This window comes from Ruegeria sp. AD2(2025), assembly GCF_056542385.1.
Genome location: NZ_JBQFZS010000009.1, coordinates 44,517 through 63,175, shown reverse-complemented (window position 1 = coordinate 63,175; position 18,659 = coordinate 44,517). Strand labels below are relative to the sequence as shown.

The following is an 18,659-nucleotide window of genomic DNA, read 5'->3' as shown; positions in this document are numbered from 1 at the left end:
GAAGAGAGTAGTATTTGAACAAACTTTTGGGGTCAGGGAATTATTTTTGATGAAATCACTTACAGATCGCTTTGAGTTCGACGATGACGCCGTCGCACCGGGCGATGAAGCCATGCTGCAAGGGACGCTTTGGCGCGTCTATGATAACGCCAATGGCTCTGCCGAAAGAAGGCTGCGGACATGGAAAAAAACTGGGGGAGATATTGACGACGAGTTGCGTTCTCTATGGCGGCACGAAATGCGGCAAGTGCGTCGTCTTATGCGTTATCGTGACGCAAGCGACCTTATCGTCGATGTGTTGGAGGAACTTGAGGACGATCAGGAGTTTGCACTACTTTTAGCCGACCGCGGTGATCCCCTCTCTCCGAGCATGCGCCGTGGACGCTCTCAAGAAGTCCCTGTCGGTCGCAAGCGGATACTGATTTGGCAAAATATTTCCCGTGTCGCACGTGCATTGGGCATTCTTCATGATCAGGCTATCGTTCATGGACGGCTTACTCTAGATTGCATTTTTTCCGAAGGCAGCAACGAGCCGGACTTTCGACTGAGCGGCTTTGAGTGGAGCGTGCGCTTGGAGTCAGAAAAGGACACTGGGCGGGTGGCCCGGTCCCGGAGTCGTCTAAACCTTCCGTGTTCGTTCCGAGCCGATTGGGCCGCGCTCGGAGCTATAGCTGCCAAGCTTCTTGGTGAAGAACACCCAGATCCGGAAACAGGCGTTGGCGGAACAAATACAACGGCTCTTGAGAATGGTGTTCTAAACCTTTTGCGAGTACCGCGGCCGAACCAGCCTCTTGATGCTCAGATCGTCGCACGTGATATCGAAGCGGTAATTGCAGACCTTCGACGGTTGGAAAGTGGTAGGCGCGGCCAGCTGATATTGTTACCCAATCCGACTACTCTCGGTCCTAAGTTGACAGCACATCCCGAGATAGAGATTGATCCTGATGATTTTGAAGCACATTGCAGATGGATTCAAGCAGACCTACGGTCTGACGTTCGCGTTGCAGCGCGTTTTGAGGGTGATGACCGAGAACAATGTGAACTTGTAACTAGTGCATTCCGCTACATCGTCGAGCCTATGCGGCATGCTACCGATTGGCGGATTGGATACCTCAAGTTCTTGATTCCCAACGACGGTAGAGGGACCGGGGCCGCTGAGCCGAGGCAGCTGGACTCACCAGTCCAAGTTGTTCCAAACCGGAAGGAAGCAATTGAAGCGGCTCGACGATTAGGGGCATCGGCGATTGAATGGGATCATTTTGCACGACCTCCTGAGGCCGATGAGCTTGCACCCGCGGATGTCAGAGATGCCCTACTTGCTATCGAAGTGATCGAAGCGGTTGCCGCGACCTTTGATGCTTTCCCAGTCACTCTAGAGCAGACAAACGCTAATGCGGGGCGTGTCGTTCTTCGGCTCCAATCAAGCGCAGATCACCAAAAATTAGTCGAGCAGGCAGGCTTACGTCCTGACGCTGAACGTCTTGCGGATAAGTTGGACAGATCTGATGACACTCCTTGGCGGCTCTCGAATTCTCCCAAACTGGGATGGAGTGGAGCAGGTGATATTGATATTGATTTCATTCAGGCGGAGCTTGCCAGTAGCGGTGGGCAGCAGTACGTCTTCGAATGTTCGGAGATCCCTCAAGGTAAGCTCTACCTCAAGCCGCCACGCGAACTTGGCACAGAAAGCCAAATTCGTCGACGTCTTCGGAATATTGTGCTGCTAGATGGTCGAACCGATGTGACCGTTGGTCTTGATGACCCCTGGAACAGCAGGCGTATTCGTCCGGCAGCTGAATTATCTGGTCCGCCTGATGCAACGTTAGATCAACCTAAATTACGGGCGCTCGAGTTGATCGCTCAGACGGAACCATACGTCTACGTTGTGGGGCCGCCAGGGGTAGGGAAAACCTATCTTGTTTCACGCATGATCCAGCAGATATTGGTCAGCAAACCAAATGCACGCATACTCGTTACAGCTCAAAGCCATGAAGCGTTGAAGAACATCCACGAAACGCTTTCCACTGTGCTGTCCGACGACGTCATTGCAGTAAGGATCGGAAACGACGAAAATCGGTTTGCCGAACTCGACGCGGCGGCACTGGATGCGCTTACGAAACTACGCAGAAGCAATGCGCTCGAGGAACTGTCCTTCGCAAACTTTCGGCGCTCATTAGACGATACGCTGACAGAATATAGCCCAGAGCAAAGCTCACGACCTCAGATGATTGCTCGCGTTGGCGACCTCGTGATGCACTCGGCAAACGTAGTATTGGCCGGTTTGAATTCGATGACGATCAGCGATTTTGCCGAAGGTTCAGAAGAATTCGATTGGCTCATCGTAGAGGAAGCCGCGCGCGCGTTGGGACCAGAGTTGGCTGGTGCCCTGTCCCTCGCACCTCGCAAAGTACTGATTGGCGATCACAACCAACTCCCCCCTCACAGGGCCGACCAGGTTGCGCGACGTTTCGAGCCTGAAGTCGCCAAGAAAATTCTCGAAATAGCCGAAGATCGCCTGGACCTCTCAAGCGAAGCCGAAGAACTCCTACCGATGCTACGAGCACTAGTGAAAGATGACACGCGCTTCAGTGAAACTATCGGTCGTTCGAACCGACTGCTGGAACCCTTTCGTACGTTGGTAACAGAGGACGAGAGAGAAGCGGAACTGAACGGGAAAAGTCATCGACGAGTTTCAGTGACTCTTACCGAACAGCGAAGGATGCACCCAACCATAGCCGAGGTGGTATCTCAAGTTTTCTATACGGGTAAACTCACAACTGCAGAGGATGCAGAGGTGCGGGATGACCCGTTCAAGGTGACTGGTGTGTTGCCCTCTGACCCAATCGTTGTGATTGACTTCCCCAGCCTTCAAAGCACCGATCGAAAGTATGCCTTCGAACAACGACAAGGAAAATCCCTTTCGAATCCAAGCGAGGCAGATGAGATAATCCAAGCCCTAGGATGTTTGGAGGGAAATTCCCAGAATGGTGACGAGCCCACCCTCGCGATCCTATCGCCTTACAAAGGTCAGGTGGAGTTGATACGGCAAAAGCTGCTCCAAGCTTTCCCTCATTCTGGGGCTCCTAAAGGATTTCGGCCAGTCCGAGAGGATCTTGGGTTTGTCGGCACAGTCGATGCATTTCAAGGAAGTGAGGCGGATGTAGTCTTACTTAGTTTGGTTCGCAACAACAGTAAGGTAGGAGGCGGAGGACTCGGTTTCTTGCGGGACCGCCGTCGAATGAACGTCGCGATTAGCCGCGCAAAGCACAAACTAATTATCGTTACCAGCATGACGTTTATGGATCTCGCAGCCAAAGGAATGAACCCTAGTGGAAAAGACCCCAAATGGGTGTTTGTTCGAGATTTGGTGAGGGAACTACGGGAACGGGATAACAATTCGAGTGGGGTCCGCTTCTTGAAGCCGGGAGAGTTGGGCTAATGCAATCTGTTTTCTTATCAGCCGTACGATGGCGGTTTCGTGCATTTGTTGCGCGGCAGCAGCGATGGACGTCGCTACACGAAGCGGTATTACTTAAGCTTGTTCGCGCGCAAGCTTCGATGGGCGAATTGGGTGAACAATTGGCGATCGAAGCGCAAATCCTTACGGCGACGATCTCGCGGCTAATGCGTGCTGGACTTGTTGAGCTCACATTCGAAGAAGGGATCGGTTACTTCAGAGCGACGGGATTGGGTGCAGATCTAATAGCATCTGGCGCAGAGCCGCGTGTCGATGAAGAAGTACGCCCGCGACCCATAAGTGCTGTGTTTCTGCCTCTGACCGGTAGTATCATGCGAACTTCCGACGTTCGATTTGTACCTTCAAAAGACAGTCGGCTAGATGCTGGGATGTTGATCCCGCTCGCTCATGAGTTGAACAACAGAGAGCAAATGGAAACGATTTACGACCGTTTGACAGAAACCGTTCGGTTGAGACCAAACGAAGTCGTGCGTTCAATAGATCCCAAATCAATCGATATCCGCGAAGGGTACTTAGAAATTCGTCAAGAAACTCTAGCAAACTTAGCGGAAGATGACGCGCGGAAAGTCGCCATTCTGGTGAAATCGCGACGTAGTGGGGCGTTGGCCAAGGTTGCACCAGTAACGGAGCGAAAGCGGCTGTCTCTTGAGCCACAGACGATTCGTTGGGACCCAGACGATGTGGTCATCGGCGGCTCCAGTCACAAGTCTCTTCTCGAAAAGATCGTCAAGGCAGCAACCGACCGTGTCGTGATCCTCTCCACCTTTATTGACGTGGAAAACGTCGAGGATGTCTGGCCCATCTTTGAAAACGCTGCCGAAAGAGGTGTACAGGTCGATCTTCTGTATGGTGTCGCAGGAGAAGATGCAGGCAAACATTTGGAGAGGGCACAACTTCTCTCTGCGCGCATTGCATCATCTCGGCATTCGAGCCGGATCCGGATGCACAAGCAGTCAGTTATGTCTCATGCGAAATTTCTGATCGCTGACGATGGAGAAGGAGGTTATCTGGCGGTAACAGGCTCGTGCAACTGGCTTTCGACACCGTTTAGAGCTGTAGAGATATCGGTTGTGCTGCGGCACCCACCTTTAATCGCTCAGATTGCGGCTGTGTGCCGTACAGCCTTCTCTAATACCCCGCTTTCGAATGACCTTGTATCATTTCTGGGAGCGTTGAACCGTTGGGGTGACGCCATCGTTCAGACGTCTTTGTCCCCTGACATTGAGGGAGTTACGGTTAGAATTGTTCCTGCGAACGAACATGCTGGCATTATAAGAAGGGCCGCCACGGAAGCGAGGGGCCGTTTGGTTGTTGGCTCACATCGATTTGGATCAAGTGCAGAACAGGCCATGTTGGTAGCAGCTGCAAACGCTGCTCGGAACGTGACTGACATGCGGGTAGTCTACACTCAGATCCGAAAACCCCAATTCCGAAGCGATGTGACCGCACTGCGTCGCGAGTACGAACCGAAAGGTGTCAAATTCGTACACTTAGACACGCAGAAGAAGCGGACGCCGATTCACGGAAAATTCCTGATATGGGATGGCGATGATGCGGTCGTCACTAGCTTAAATTGGGCATCGGCGACGGTTGGTGACGAGGACTTGACGTCAGAGATTGGAATTCATTTGTCCGGACCGAATGTGGGCGATACCGTTCTTAGGAAACTGCAAGAAGTTGTCCCTCAGATCGACGGTGATTTTAGGACCAAGCCCAAGGAAAAATAGATGTGCTCCTTTGAATTTTATTGAGCAGATTAGCTGAATACATCGGAGTACTGCAGAGATACAACTTACCCATAAAGCAGATGTTAGGTTAGAGCTGTTTCCTGACCGCAGTGCTTTTCCCTTTTTTGTTGGACGCCATTTTTTGGGGCTAGTCTCAGATCTCGTGTTTTTGAGTGTTGAGATTGCTCAACAAGGGCCTTTTCTTAGTTGACTGTCAGGATAATGCGCGGAATTGACCGCCGCCTTCAGCTGCGCATCCCTGGGGATCGTGCCCACCGTGCGCCATGCCGACTATATTGGATCGTGGTTGGAGATTATGCGCGGGGATAAAAATCGGGAAGACCGGCATGCAGCCGGATGTCAGCAAGACCCCCGGCCAGGGCAGGGGAGCGCAGTGTTTAGACCGAAGTCCTGGACATTTCTACGCCATCCGGCCGAGAACCGTTGGGTAAAAAAATCCATTGGCGTGCGCTGTGGCCGCCTGGCTGTGCATTCAAATTTTACAGGGCTTGCTGATTTCCCCGCGTCGGTGCACCGACGATGCGCCCTTTCTGACGATTTTTCACTTGGCACGCAACCGGTTGGGGGCGGGTTATGCGAGGTTAATGGTGCCGGACATCTCGACGCACCGGTGCCAGTTTGCTCAACTGTTGCACCGGTAAAGTCAGAGGCGGGCAGGGGAGGAGGGACGGGTTTGAGATCGGGAGAGAGGCTCCCGGTGCCCGTTGCGGAGTTCCCCAAATGACCCAACAAACCACCGCCGCTGCGGTTCCAGACACCAATGCCGAAACCGCGCTGATCGCGTCTCAGAACGACCAGTTCCGCCGTGCAATTATCGACGCTCCAGCCAAACCGGGCACGATCGCCGGTCGTCTTCTCGTCACGCCTGGCGTGGTCGATCACGGGCCTGCCTTCATGCAAGAAGCAATCCAGCTCACCGCCGAATTTGATGCCTTCAGCCCGGATGCCGATCCCTATGCGCTGCATGAGATGGGTGTGTTCGAGGTACAGGGCCAGACGGTCTGGTGGCGCATTGATCTTTATGATCGCGACTACGGCTATGGCACCGAGGTGCCGAGCGACCCTGATCAGACCCGGCGTGTTCTGACTATTCTGCTGCCCTCGGAATACTGAGGGCGCAGCGCTCCCAATCACAAGTCTGGTGCCAACGGCTGCCGTCTTTCGAGGAAGAGGGTGGCCGTTTTTTGTGTGACGGGTTTGAGGGCGCGAGAGAGTGACCGGGCCCGTCTTCGAAACCTTCCAACGGAGACACGATATGGCACGGTCCCAGAAAATCACCTTGTCGCAGGCACGCGGCATTCCTTTTAACAAACTTACCCTGTCGCAGAGCAATGTCCGCAAGATCAAGGCGGGCGTGTCGGTCGAAGAACTGGCCGAAGACATTGCCCGGCGCGGTTTGCTGCAAAGTCTGTTTGTGCGTCCTGAACTGGACGAGAATGGCGCGGAAACTGGCAAATTTGAGGTGCCTGCCGGAGGGCGCCGTTATCAGGCGTTGGCGCTGCTGGTGGGCCAGAAACGTCTGAATATCACCGCCAAGGTCCCCTGCATTGTCCGCGATCCCGCCGATGGCATCACCGCGGAGGATGACAGCCTAGCGGAAAACACCCAGCGGGCAGCGCTGCATCCGCTGGATCAGTTTCGCGCCTTTGCCGCCTTGCGTAATCAGGGCCTCGGCGATGAAGAGATTGCCGCTGCCTTTTTCGTCACTCCGCAAGTGGTGAAACAGCGCCTGAAACTGACAACCGTGGCACCGTCATTACTCGACGCTTATGCAGACGAGGAAATCACCCTCGAACAGCTTATGGCCTTTACTGTGCACCCTGATCATGCGCGGCAGGAGGAGGTCTGGGCCGCACTCAAGGATAGCTGGAACAACAACGCACATTGCATCCGTCGCACGCTGACAGAAACCACCGTCCGGGCACAAGACCGCCGTGCGCGCTTTGTTGGCGAGGAGGTTTATGAGGCTGCGGGCGGGACCATCCTGCGCGATCTCTTCGACAGTGACAATGGCGGGTATCTCAAAGATGCGGCGTTGCTGGATCGACTGACCATGGAAAAGCTGAAGCTCTGCGCCGATGAAGTCGCGGGCGAAGGTTGGAAATGGGTCGCAGCCAATATCGAATATCCCTACGGGCATACGCGTGAGTATGGCCGGGTGCAGGGAATGGAGGTGCCTTTGAGCGAAGCGCAACAGGCTCGGCGCGATGTGTTAGTTGCGGAGAATGAGGAGATTGAAGCCAAATACGCGGAAGCGGATGAATATCCGGATGAAGCTTATGATCGCATGGAAGAGATCGAGCAGGAGCTCCAAGCCTTCGATGATCGACCGCTGGTCTATTCGGACGAAGACAAAGCACAGTCGGGCGTGTTCCTGAGTATTGATCATGACGGGTCTCTGAAACAGGAGCGTGGCTGGGTGCGCCCTGAAGATATTGCGGGTGAGGATGAAACCGATCCACAATCGGCAGACGGCAGCGAGCCTGGTCCGTCCGCGACTGTGACTGTTGGTGATCCCGAACCTGAAGCGCCGGAAACCATCAAGCCTCTGCCCGACAAACTGCTTGTGGAACTGACCGCCTACCGGACGCTAGCGCTGCGCAATGCGGTGGCGGGTAATCCGGAGGTGGCCCTGGTCGCACTCCTGCACAAGCTGGTACAAGACCTGTTCCACCGTACCTACCTGTCCGGCGCATCCGTCGAGGCCAGTATTCACGAAAGCCGCTTCCCGGAGCGCGGTCCCGATCTCGACAGCTGCCCGGCGGCCCAGGCCATCGACCAGCGTCACGAGGATTGGAAAGCGGAAATTCCCAAGGACGCAACCGCGTTGTGGGATTGGATCGCGGCGCTGTCGCAGGATCAACAGCTGTCGCTTCTGGCACACTGTGTCTCCTTTGGGGTGAATGCTCTGCACGAGAAGCCCAATGCCTATGGCGGGGCCGGCGTGACACCTCATGGGCTTGAGCGCCGGATGTCGGAAGCAGACCGCCTGGCCAAAGCGACGGGCCTCGATCTGGTCGCCGATGGCTGGGTGCCCACTGCGGACAATTATCTCAGCCGGGTATCCAAGCCACGCATTCTTGAGGCGGTCGGCGAAGGCGCGGGAGAGCAGGCTTCACAGCTGATCGACCACCTGAAGAAAGGCGACATGGCCAATGAGGCTGAGCGCCTTCTGGCAGATAGTGGCTGGTTGCCCGAGCCGTTCCGCCTGTTTGAAGACGTGGAACCAGAGGTTGCCGAGTCCGATCTGCCGGAATTCCTGACTGAGGATCAGGACGCGGATGTCCCGATCGCTGCCGAGTGAGCAGCATCAATTCAAAGTCCGTCACATTCATCGGCCTGCCCTTATGGTGGGCCGATTTGTTTCAAGGAGAGACATCATGTCTGCACAGACCATCTACGACACAGCGCCACTTGGCTCGCTCATCCGCTACTCCGACGGGACCAAAGAACCGCCGGCCCGACACCACCGCAAACTGGCCGATTGGCAAAGGCGCAACGGCATAGCCCGGCTGGTAAGCAAAACAGCACCAAAAGAAGGTACGTTCTCGCTTCCCGGTTCGATCACCCTGCATGAGGGTGACTTCGCATCCAATGGCGTGATCTGCATGACTTTCTTGCGGACGCATGGTCTGCACAGCGCATTGCGGTTCGAGATCGTCCAGAAACCCAATGCAGGGTCGGTACGGATTCTGAATGAAACCGGCGGTCAAACCGAGTTGCTGCATCTCGCAAAAGACCAGGAAACGGCCGAAATCTGGCTGGCCGAAAAAGGCTATCGCAATGCCCGCTGTGAGACCGTTTCCGACAGTGAATGACTAGGTTTTTTCAACATCGCCCGGAAACAAATGCCGGGCGCTTCATCCTTCAAGGAGAGTGCCAATGTCCATTCCAGACCATGTTAGGAATAACTTCACAACGCTTCTGCGTGCCGCTCATGATGACCGACTGGCTTTGGTGGAATGCGCGGAAACAGCGACGGGTGAATTCCGGCACGTCGTTTGCGCCGTCAATGTCGAGGAAGGCGTATGTCAATTGGTGCCATTTGGTCATCTCTGCGAGGAAAACCCATTTGACCTCTATACCCCACCTATGCAGGACGCGGCACATGCTGACGGTTGATGAGATATTCGCGGATGATCTGAAACGGCCAGTGGCCGATCGGTCTTTTCCCTGGGAAGAATGCCGCAGCGGCATGCGCGTCGTCGTGGAGCCGAAACCCCATTGGGCGCGTGACCTCCGGGTCTATCGTTTGACCGAGTGCTGGTATTGTTACTTTCAGGATTGGCAAGAGAACGGGGTTGCCGCGCAATTCTTCGAACATCCGGAAACCTGCGGTGACCATGTCCTGATGAGCGCCCGCGCATTGATTGTCCGTGAACTTGCCGACGGGCTCTGGACAGAGTGAAAGGTGGTCCGGGACAGGGTGAACCTGTCCGATCGAGAGCGAGGGCGGGTTCGTCCTGTCCCGCTCTCATCCGAAAGGGTCCCGATGACCGAGAAAAATACACCTTTTGACTTTGCTGCATCAATGTCGCGCTTTGAGGCGGATCGCGCCGCCTACCAGACCGAGGCCGCCCGTTTGCGCGTGCAGAACAAAGCTACCCTGTTTGAAGCCCTCAAGTCCCATGACATCACTCAGGTTGTGGTCAGCTTCGATGGCTATGGGGACAGCGGCCAGGTTGAAGATGCGGAAGCCACATCAAACGACAAGATCGTCGCGATGCCCGATGATATCGTCGAACTGACCTTTGCGCGTCATGGCCGCGAGTCTGAGACCCGAGCCGAGCCCTTGCGCGAAGCGATCGAAAGCATGGCCTATGATTGCCTCGAAGAGACCCATTGCGGATGGGAGAACAATGACGGGGCCTTCGGCGAGTTCATTTTCCGTGTCGGGGACGAAACCATCACGCTTGACTACAACGAGCGCTACACCGCCACCGAATCCTACGAATATGAACTCTGAGGACAACGATCATGGCACATCCTTACCACCATGCGCTCTCCTCGGTGAAGAAATGGGGCGGCGAGGTCGATGACTACCTCCCCATCCATAGCTGGTTTGACGCCAGCAAGGAGATTACCGCCGACTTTCGCCACCGTGCCCTGCGCCACCATGCAGAAGGTATCTTTATGGCCGAAACCATCTTCGGCCCGACGATCACGCTCTCCACTGGCCGGGTCATTCCGACCCGGTGGGTGGGTGAGCAGCATGTGAAGGAAGACCTGGGACATATCCCGTCTTTTGCGGATTGGGTCCATGCGATCCGACCCGAGCCCTGGATGGGGCGGACACAGAAGATCGAGCCGCTGGTCGAGCCTGCGCTGTCTGATGCTGTGCCAGCCGACGGATAGAGGAAGAGGAGGGTTCGGGTTTCCATGACGGGTTGAAGGCCGGGGGAGAGGCTCCCGGCGCCCATCATCGGAGAACCAGCCATGAACGCTTTTGTTTCAGACTTCCAAATCGATGCAGCACCGGCCCTGATCGGCGACACGGGCCCGTTCACCCTGTCCTGCGTCGGCGAGACCATCACCCATGATCCTGATCTGGGAAGTTACCCCGTCTCGACCAGCATTCAGATCGGCCGATTTCGCAGCTTTGCCGGGGCCGTCGCCTGCGCCGAACGGCGCGGGCGGCAGGTTAACCTCTGTGTCGATGCCTTCCAAAGCTTCACGCCAAATCTGCTGACCATCACTGACAGACACCTGCGCCTGTGTCTGGGTGGTCAGATAGCGGCGTTCGATTTCGACTGGTGCACCCCGGTGACCACAGATGTCGAAGCGCGCAACGTCGTGCTGGAAGCATCCAGCATCCGCTCTCGCGCCATGGCGGCGCTGGATCGCGACGAAGGTGATGAGGCTCGGCGGCTTCGCTTTCAGGCGGCGGTGCTGGAGGTGCGTCTCATCGATCCCGTTTGGCGCTTTGCCGACCCGGTACGCGCTGCGCGCGCGGCCTGATCCTCTTTCCAAATCAAAACCCCGGTTTCACGACCGGCAAAATTCCATTCGGGAGGCATAGAATGCCGGACTTATCTCACCTTCACCGCCCCACATATCCGTTGCGGCTGTTTTTTGATTGCTCAACGGCGCATCTGAAACAGTCAACGTATGACATGCTTGAGCTGATGGCCGATGGCGGGGCGGTTCTCACCGCATCAACGCCCTATGGCTGGTTTGTCTGGGCGGAAGAAGACCCGCAGCCAGACCTGCCGGATGAGCTTGCCGCGATCATGGCCCATGCTCGGTCCAAGGGGGCCGAATACATCCTCTTTGATTGTGATGCGCCAGAGAACCCCGACTTGCCGGTTTTTGAGGATGCGGGCTGATCCCGGGTTTTCAATTTCATCTTCACTGCCCGGGCCTGTCCCGGGCAAATTACTTCAGGAGGCCACCATGGCTGACTACTTTACCCAATTCTCTTGCCTGCTCGATGTGCTGACGCCAGAGAATGCAGTCTCTGCTTTGGAGATTTACGCTGCCAACCAGCAGGAACCGTCGGACCAGTCAAATTTTTCCGATGGTTTTGAGCTCATGGTTGCCGAAGATCAGGGAGGCCATTGGCTTTTGATAGCCGATGGTGGCGCCGGTGATGTCGAGGCCCTGATCACGTTCGTCAAACACTGCGCTGTCACATTTGATCTGTCGGGTCTGTGGGGCTTCCAATACGCCAATACCTGTTCCCGTCCCCGTCCCGATGGTTTTGGTGGTGGGGCATATGTGCTTGATCTTTCAAGCGGGGAAACCGTTGATTGGACCAACTGTCCGACGCCGCGAAAACCGACGCACGGGATTGGTATCGCGCACGGGCCTTCGACTATGAGTGGTACAGTTTCCTGTTTGAGGATTTTGGCAGTATTTGCGAGATCCTCGGCGTGCATCTCAAGACCCGGCCCGTGAGCCTGATGGGTGGTGGTATCCGACAGGACCCCTGTATCTGGTTTACCGGCTTCTGGTCTCAGGGCGATGGGGCATCCTTCGAAGGATACTATAGCTATGCCAAGAGTGCCACGTCTGCAATACGGGCCTATGCGCCTTCGGATGATGCTCTGCATCGGATCGCCGATGATCTGACTGCCATTCAGCGGCGCAATTTCTACCAACTCAGCGCCGACATCGGCAAACAGGGCCGCTATTCCCATGAATATTGTATGGCGATTGCGGTGACGCGGGACAGCCCGGTCTGGCAGGACATGACCGCGGACGCCGAGGAAAATGTCATCGAGGCGCTCCGTGATCTGGCGCACTGGCTTTATCGAAAGCTGGAATCTGAATATGAGTACCTGTCCTCGGACGATGTGGTGGATGAGAGCATTTCGGCAAATGGCTTCACCTTCACTGGTGATGGCCAACGGTTCGGCTAATGTCGCTCATTGGGCACGCCGGAGCCATCGCCACGCACAATCCAACACCTCAAATCAGGGAAGGCAGGCCGGAGCCTCTTTGGTGGATCACCAAGGATGGCGACCGGACCTGCCTGAAGCTCTATGAACGACATTACTCCGCTTACCACTACAAAGACGACCGAAAGCGAAAGCTCTTCGCCGGACCGGGTCAGAAAATCGTCCTCAGAACCTGGTCCGGAGATGCCTTCTTTGTCTGGCGCAAATTCATCGACGCCTCCGGTCAAAAAGGTGTCAATTGCGCTGTCTTCCGTAACGAAAGCGCTCACCGCGCCTCGGACCTTATCCGACAGGCTGACCTTGTCGCTGATTTCTGCTGGCCTGGTGAGAGGCATTACACATATGTCAATCCGGCGGCTTTGCGTTCCGGCCGACCGGGTTATTGTTTTGAATGTGCCGGTTGGCGGCGATGCGGACGCACAAAGGGTGGATTGCTTGTGCTGGAGCTGGCCCATAGAGGCCGGGTTGCCGGTTGACTATCTGGAGGTGTGAACCTCTGGATGTCCGGTGTTTTGCCCAAAATTTGGGGTTTACACCGTAGTGATCCACAAATCAGGGCCAGTTTAGTTTCCCACTTCCGTCAATGCGCACTTCTCCAATCGTTAGGGAGAGTAATCCGTCATCTCCGGGCGTTCCGGAAACACCTTCTCTGCCAGTGCTTGCGGATTGACCCGGAACCCCGTTGCTCGCCGTTTGCTGACACCAACCCGGAGCACTACCGCGTGAGCCGGCCGAGCCCGGATTGCCTGCGTGACCAGCTCTGCCTGCTGCACCGGGTAGACCCCCTATTGCATCAATCGATATGCGAGCGTTCTGTGCAATTTCACCGATATCAATTGTCACATCTCCGGCGTCGCCTCCATTGCCGCCTGACCCCCCATTCCCTCCAGCGCCAGCATTGCCTCCGTTACCACCGTTGCCTGGTCCGCGGCTACAATCAAAGGCGCCAGATGCTCCGTTTGATCCAGGTCCCCCAGCACCGCCGTTTCCGCCGTTTCCACCGTCTCCACCGCGGCCACCTGACTGACCGGATACATCGAGTGCAAGATTGCCCTCGAACAGTGCGGCCTCGATTGTAATGATCTCCGCACTTGAACCAACCGTTCCGGCAGTTCCAGGTTGTCCTGCGCTACCATCACCGCCGCGTTGTCCCCCGCCCCCTCCATTTCGTCCTGGAACACCAATCTTGCCGGCTTGTCCGTTGAGTGCCGTGGCATCGACAGGGAACGCACGGATGATTGCGTCTATGGCGACAATTTTTCGCGCCCTAATGGTAAGAGGTTGACCGTAGGTGATAATTTCACCACGCAGTTCCACGGTCTGGTCCGGGAAATTAACAAGCCCTTGCGCAGAAGCTTCGATTAACTGCGACTGGGCGGTCGGAACGACTTCGGGTTGGACGACTTCAAGTTCCACCGGGTTGGCTTGAACAGTGTGCCAGGCGTCAGATGCCATCAAAGCAACAGAATATATCCCTGGTGTCACTGCCTTAAACGGAAAGCGACTACCTTCGCCAGAAAGATGAATCCTACCATTTGGGTCTTCGACCTGCCACTGATATCTCGTTTCACCCCGAAGATGCTCACCACCGACAGTAAGAACTTGGTCCGAGTTTGTGAAAATACGTGCGCCATTTGGGCGAATTTCTGGGCGTGGCTCTGGGATTTCAACCACACTTACGCGCAGAGTGCGGCTATCAGGCTTCCGGAACAATCCAAGCCAATTTCCTGTGTCCGTGTATGAAACATGAATGTCTTGTTCTCCGGGCTGTTCTGCATGAGCGACAACTCGCCCCGTCTCACACGACCACCCTTCCAGCAATTTGTCATTACACAACAGTTGAATTGCCTTTGCCCCATTCGTTGGCGGCAATATTTTCCACTCGATGTCCTTAGTCTCAGGCGGATTCTTTGGTTTGTCAGGATCTTCTGCAATCGCGTCGATTTGTAAGTGTTCGAACCTTGAACCATCCCCCTCCAAAGTAAAGGTCTGCAACTGGGACGTAACCTCGAAGTTGGCAGGTACACCGGGGACACCTTGAGGTCGAATTTGCTTTGCAGTTACCCCAAGCTTGGGCGGGTCATTGTCAAGCAGCAGGATGGCAACGAGCAATGAACCAATTGCTCCAAGCATTGCACCCCATAACAATCCATGCCACCGTCCGCCTGATCCGGCCTCAGCGGTTTTTCGGGCTGCGATCGGAACCGGTAAAGAACCGGAATCCGCTGCTGGTTCCAGTTCAGGTGGCTTCTCATTGATGTCTGTTGGCGTTTCGCCTTCGAAGTCGGCCATTTATAATCCGCGGATAGAAAAGCTTGAATGATCTTCTTCTAATGAATTGTATCTAACACAGATTTTTTTGCATTCATATTACCGTCGGAAATCTGAGTGAGAAACCAGTACTCATTGCGATTGCTTGATTTTCCAGATCGCGTCGGAACATTGCCGGATGCAAAAAACTCAAGTGAGATGCAGGTTCAAAGTATAGCGTGGCTGGAAGTCAACTGTATGAGTAATTTGGGTGTCAGTCCGCGCTTACGTGATAGTATCCGCGACATGCCGTCCCTACATCAACAGTGACAGGGTCGGAGAGCGTTTGCGTCTCTTTTCTAGATCTATGGACCCGCAGGCAATTCCCTATGGCGCCCGGCTAAACTGTGCTAAAATCAAACCTCTAGACAAAGAGCTTTCGCAATGATGCACCTTTCAAGGGATCACAAAGGCGAACCTGAATTTCTCAGGTTAAGGGTTGTTCTGAGGCAGAACACGCCTGCTGAGGTTAAGGCTTGGTATCAACATCTGCTTGATAGCAACGTGGAGGTCACGTTGTCTTCGAGGCATTCATTTGACGTTTCTGGAACAAAGAAATCATTGCAGGATGCACTTGGTGTTGAGATTTTGGAAGCCGGAAAGACATTGAAAATTAAAGATAAGTTAGATCCCGACAGTTTTTCAGCAGGGGACAGGCCGGTTGTCTATATGCCAACACAGCCAACATTTTTCTAATGGAGAAATATTATGGACAATTTCACAGTAAGACTCGTGCCGCATGCTTCGACCCATCCACGGCCGTTGGATTTTTCCTCTGAGCAAGCCGGGTCCTTCTCACGTTTTGTCTCACCCAACAAAACTACTATGAATCGCGCCGTCCGAGAGCTGACAGACAAGGCGGTAAAACCTTCTGCCAGTGCGCTAAACAGGCTCACCCTGTCTATGACGGAGCGGGAACTGAATGAAATGTTTGCGCAGCCGGACATGGCGTCCAGGCCAACTTCAACCAGAGAAAATGCGATTTCTTTGTCAGAAAGTTATTCACGCCCTGCAAAACGATTGGAAGTCCCTGACAGCCTGAAAGATACGATCGCGTTTGCATATGTTCCAAGGCCGGCAGAGTTCTACTCGCCGCAACCGCTGCCACCTAAGGAAGATATTTATCATCTTCGACTGTCTGACGTTCAGATGGCATTGAATGCGCCGCGGTGCCATAGGAACGGTTGGACTGGGAAGGGCGTAAAGGTGGCGATGGCCGACAGTGGATTCTATATCCATCCTTGGTTTGTACGGCGAGGTGCAAAACTCATTCCCACAGAATCTCCAGGTTCTGGCCCGGCAGATGTCGATGTTTCCGGTCATGGAACCGGTGAGGTAGCAAATGTATTTTCTGTTGCTCCTGACTGTCAGGTTTTTGGCGTCAAGACCGGCGTCAGTTCAGCGGCCACACTGGAAACTTGTATTGATCAGGATCCGGATGTGATGACAAATTCATGGGGCTACAACATCGATGACCAAACTCTAGACCAGCTAAACGCAAATGATCCCAACATGTTTCTGGAGGTTATGGATATTGAAAGCGTTATCCAGTCCGCCATCGACAAGGGTATAACTGTCCTTTTTTCGGCCGGAAACGGACATTTGGCATTCCCCGCTTGTAATCCAGATGTCATTGCCGTTGGTGGTGTCACAGTCAACGAAGACGGATCACTTGAGGCTTCCTCCTACGCAAGTGCATTTGAGAGCCAGTTTTATCCTGGACGCCAAGTCCCGGACTTTTGCGGAATCGTTGGACGTAGCGAGCCCTCGCCCCAAAGGGCACATATTATGCTGCCCGTACCGATTGAAAGCGATTTGGATGGTGAGAATTTTCCATCTGGTACAACTGGCTTGGGCTGGGGGATTTTCTCCGGCACATCTGCTTCCTGTCCACAGGCTGCTGGTGTCGTTGCGCTTCTTAAACAGATCAACAAACAGCTTACTCCAGCGCAGGTCAAACAAGTTTTGGCTGCCAGAAGCCTCGATATTCAACAGGGCACCACCGCTACCGGAATAACCGCCACGGTCGGCCCCGATCTCGCAACGGGAGCCGGACTTGTAGATGCCTTACGCGCCTGTGGATTTGTCAGCCCGGTTGCTTGAGCCAAGGGAAAAACGTTCATACATCCCCCGGCCGGTGCAAACGGCCGGGGTCCATAGTATAGATACCAGAGTTTAAATGGCACGCTTTGGATCTGGCATCATTGGCGGGGCGGATGTTCTTCGATCTGTTGTAGAAACCGTTCGACGTCGCTCAAACTGTCCTTCACTGACAGGCTCATGGCGCTTGGCGTCGAACTACATTGATCTTGTTCAAACCATTTTGTTTCTTTGCAGATTCCCGGCGTTGATCCTTTCAGTGCCCCGTCTCGACATGCAAGGCACATTCTGAACGCCGCAGCGTCGAGCTGCAACGAATAGTCAAGCGCCGCCACAGCAGGCACCTCAGGCGCGAACAATTCCCCGGCTGGTAAGTTAACAAACCAAGTATCAACATGTTCCTCAACTTTGTCGCTATCTGCCAAATCTATCACCATATGGAAACGAGAATTCAGCAGTCGCTTCCCAGGCGCAGATGGCAGGCGGGCGGAGGCGTGGCATGAAAGACAAGAAGACCGAATATTGTCAGCGGGACCATTTGCGCGACCATGGAAGCCGAGCGTCGGTCTTTCGGGCCAACCATAGAGAACCCCTTCCAAAACCGGGTTAATCCATGACTCTTGTATGCGTCTTGGTGATGTTACGTTCGGGTCATCTCCCCACTGAAGCGATACAGGTTCGAGATTGTCGAAAACAGCGTCGCCACGCGGCAAGCCAATCCAGGCGAATGTGCCGAAGACCCAGCCAACGGGATTTGCACGACTGTCTCGAACCGCAATGTCCATTTGCAAGAGCCGTAGCTCGCTGAGGACCCGATCCTGTGGTTCCACTCTCTCTCCAGCCGGGTCGATAAAAGCATGATAGATTGGCGCGTTTTCGAGATATCGCACTTGATCTGCGGGAGCGTTCGTAAACAAAAACTTGATCGATACGGTGCCTTCAGGAAATCGTACATTCTCCGGAAAAACCGGGTCACATGGATCTGCGAAGATCTCCCCAACAACAGCTGCCCCCGGTGCGTTGTAAAATCCTACCGCCCAAACTTGATGGCTGCCAGTATTCGAAGGTGATAGGTCGCCGGGGTCCGGACCGCGCTCCTTAGTCAGTCCCATCAAAGGTTCTCGCCCGAAACCCGCATAGTCCATCCATGGAACTATCCACCATTTCTCTGAACCACTTCCGGTCAATTGGCGCCCTACGCGCTCAAAATCATCGCGTGCTGTGTTCAGAACCGCGTACATGTATCCGCGTGGGTCACTGGTAAAGTCAAATGCTTTCCATGGTTCATCCACCGAAACAGTTGCAGAGTTTGGAAAATCGACGCGCCACTCCTTCGGATCAACGCCTTCAATGATCATTGAGCTGTCTTCGAAGCGTGCACAAACATCCGCGCTGGCATAAGTACACCAGACAAGCCCTGCACAAATTGTAGCAACAAATTTCTCTATTTTCATAATGTCCTCCTGAAAAATTGTTTATTGAGTTTACGCAAAGCAACTCAATTTTCAAAATGCCCTTAGTTGGAAAGCTACGACGGTTCCCGAGAGTGAGAGGGTGGCCTGAAGGGGCGTGACCTGGCCGGGTGAGAGCGTGGTGCGGGTCAGCAACGTTCCTCTTTCCCCG

General features: G+C 54.6%; 19 protein-coding genes. 17 read left to right on the top strand and 2 right to left on the bottom strand.

What is annotated here, in order from left to right; translation table 11 throughout:
* Window positions 1-49: 49 nt before the first annotated feature.
* The 15 genes from ACR1XV_RS16580 (at window position 50) to ACR1XV_RS16510 (ending at window position 13,118) form a co-directional block, all read left to right on the top strand.
* Entirely contained in the window at window positions 50-3,439 is a 3,390-nt protein-coding gene (locus ACR1XV_RS16580; RefSeq protein ID WP_480533321.1) for a DEAD/DEAH box helicase, read from the top strand.
* Complete coding sequence (locus tag ACR1XV_RS16575; RefSeq protein WP_480533319.1) at window positions 3,439-5,205, top strand: phospholipase D-like domain-containing protein; 1,767 nt, start codon at window positions 3,439-3,441, stop codon at window positions 5,203-5,205. The genes ACR1XV_RS16580 and ACR1XV_RS16575 overlap by 1 nt, the downstream gene beginning before the upstream one ends.
* Window positions 5,206-5,437: 232 nt before the next feature.
* Entirely contained in the window at window positions 5,438-5,950 is a 513-nt protein-coding gene (locus ACR1XV_RS16570) for a zincin-like metallopeptidase domain-containing protein (protein ID WP_480533317.1), read from the top strand.
* Window positions 5,947-6,339 (top strand): DUF3768 domain-containing protein, encoded by a 393-nt coding sequence (locus ACR1XV_RS16565; protein ID WP_480533315.1) that lies wholly within the window; start codon window positions 5,947-5,949, stop codon window positions 6,337-6,339. The genes ACR1XV_RS16570 and ACR1XV_RS16565 overlap by 4 nt, the downstream gene beginning before the upstream one ends.
* Before the next feature lie 142 nt (window positions 6,340-6,481).
* Window positions 6,482-8,530 (top strand): ParB/RepB/Spo0J family partition protein, encoded by a 2,049-nt coding sequence (locus tag ACR1XV_RS16560; protein WP_480533313.1) that lies wholly within the window; start codon window positions 6,482-6,484, stop codon window positions 8,528-8,530.
* 76 nt (window positions 8,531-8,606) lie between these two features.
* Entirely contained in the window at window positions 8,607-9,044 is a 438-nt protein-coding gene (locus ACR1XV_RS16555; protein ID WP_480533311.1) for a hypothetical protein, read from the top strand.
* A 64-nt stretch (window positions 9,045-9,108) separates the two neighbouring features.
* Complete coding sequence (locus ACR1XV_RS16550; RefSeq protein ID WP_480533309.1) at window positions 9,109-9,348, top strand: DUF6117 family protein; 240 nt, start codon at window positions 9,109-9,111, stop codon at window positions 9,346-9,348.
* The gene (locus ACR1XV_RS16545; protein ID WP_480533307.1) at window positions 9,335-9,634 is read left to right on the top strand and encodes a hypothetical protein; all 300 of its coding nucleotides are present in this window, start codon (window positions 9,335-9,337) and stop codon (window positions 9,632-9,634) included. The genes ACR1XV_RS16550 and ACR1XV_RS16545 overlap by 14 nt, the downstream gene beginning before the upstream one ends.
* An 84-nt stretch (window positions 9,635-9,718) precedes the next feature.
* Window positions 9,719-10,192, top strand: coding sequence for a DUF6878 family protein (locus tag ACR1XV_RS16540; RefSeq protein ID WP_480533305.1), 474 nt, complete (start codon window positions 9,719-9,721; stop codon window positions 10,190-10,192).
* 11 nt (window positions 10,193-10,203) lie between these two features.
* On the top strand, window positions 10,204-10,581 hold the full coding sequence (locus ACR1XV_RS16535) for a DUF6915 family protein (protein ID WP_480533303.1): 378 nt from the start codon (window positions 10,204-10,206) through the stop codon (window positions 10,579-10,581).
* Window positions 10,582-10,662: 81 nt separating this feature from the next.
* Entirely contained in the window at window positions 10,663-11,184 is a 522-nt protein-coding gene (locus ACR1XV_RS16530; protein ID WP_480533301.1) for a hypothetical protein, read from the top strand.
* 62 nt (window positions 11,185-11,246) lie between these two features.
* Window positions 11,247-11,552, top strand: a complete 306-nt coding sequence (locus ACR1XV_RS16525) for a DUF5983 family protein (protein WP_480533299.1) — start codon at window positions 11,247-11,249, stop codon at window positions 11,550-11,552.
* 67 nt (window positions 11,553-11,619) lie between these two features.
* The gene (locus ACR1XV_RS16520; RefSeq protein ID WP_480533556.1) at window positions 11,620-12,123 is read left to right on the top strand and encodes a hypothetical protein; all 504 of its coding nucleotides are present in this window, start codon (window positions 11,620-11,622) and stop codon (window positions 12,121-12,123) included.
* On the top strand, window positions 12,060-12,587 hold the full coding sequence (locus ACR1XV_RS16515; RefSeq protein ID WP_480533550.1) for a hypothetical protein: 528 nt from the start codon (window positions 12,060-12,062) through the stop codon (window positions 12,585-12,587). The genes ACR1XV_RS16520 and ACR1XV_RS16515 overlap by 64 nt, the downstream gene beginning before the upstream one ends.
* Before the next feature lie 123 nt (window positions 12,588-12,710).
* Window positions 12,711-13,118: a hypothetical protein gene (locus tag ACR1XV_RS16510; RefSeq protein ID WP_480533297.1), complete on the top strand. Its 408-nt coding sequence runs from the start codon at window positions 12,711-12,713 to the stop codon at window positions 13,116-13,118.
* A 60-nt stretch (window positions 13,119-13,178) separates the two neighbouring features.
* On the opposite strand, the gene ACR1XV_RS16505 is transcribed toward ACR1XV_RS16510, so the two are convergent.
* Window positions 13,179-14,918 (bottom strand): hypothetical protein, encoded by a 1,740-nt coding sequence (locus ACR1XV_RS16505; protein WP_480533295.1) that lies wholly within the window; start codon window positions 14,916-14,918, stop codon window positions 13,179-13,181.
* A gap of 402 nt (window positions 14,919-15,320) precedes the next feature.
* On the opposite strand from ACR1XV_RS16505, the gene ACR1XV_RS16500 reads away from it, so the two are divergent.
* Both ACR1XV_RS16500 and ACR1XV_RS16495 read left to right on the top strand, forming a co-directional pair.
* A complete protein-coding gene (locus tag ACR1XV_RS16500) occupies window positions 15,321-15,632 on the top strand; it encodes a hypothetical protein (RefSeq protein ID WP_480533293.1) in 312 nt (103 codons plus the stop codon).
* A 12-nt stretch (window positions 15,633-15,644) separates the two neighbouring features.
* Window positions 15,645-17,039 (top strand): S8 family serine peptidase, encoded by a 1,395-nt coding sequence (locus ACR1XV_RS16495; protein ID WP_480533291.1) that lies wholly within the window; start codon window positions 15,645-15,647, stop codon window positions 17,037-17,039.
* Window positions 17,040-17,137: 98 nt separating this feature from the next.
* On the opposite strand, the gene ACR1XV_RS16490 is transcribed toward ACR1XV_RS16495, so the two are convergent.
* Window positions 17,138-18,490 (bottom strand): hypothetical protein, encoded by a 1,353-nt coding sequence (locus ACR1XV_RS16490; protein ID WP_480533289.1) that lies wholly within the window; start codon window positions 18,488-18,490, stop codon window positions 17,138-17,140.
* Window positions 18,491-18,659 lie beyond the last annotated feature (169 nt).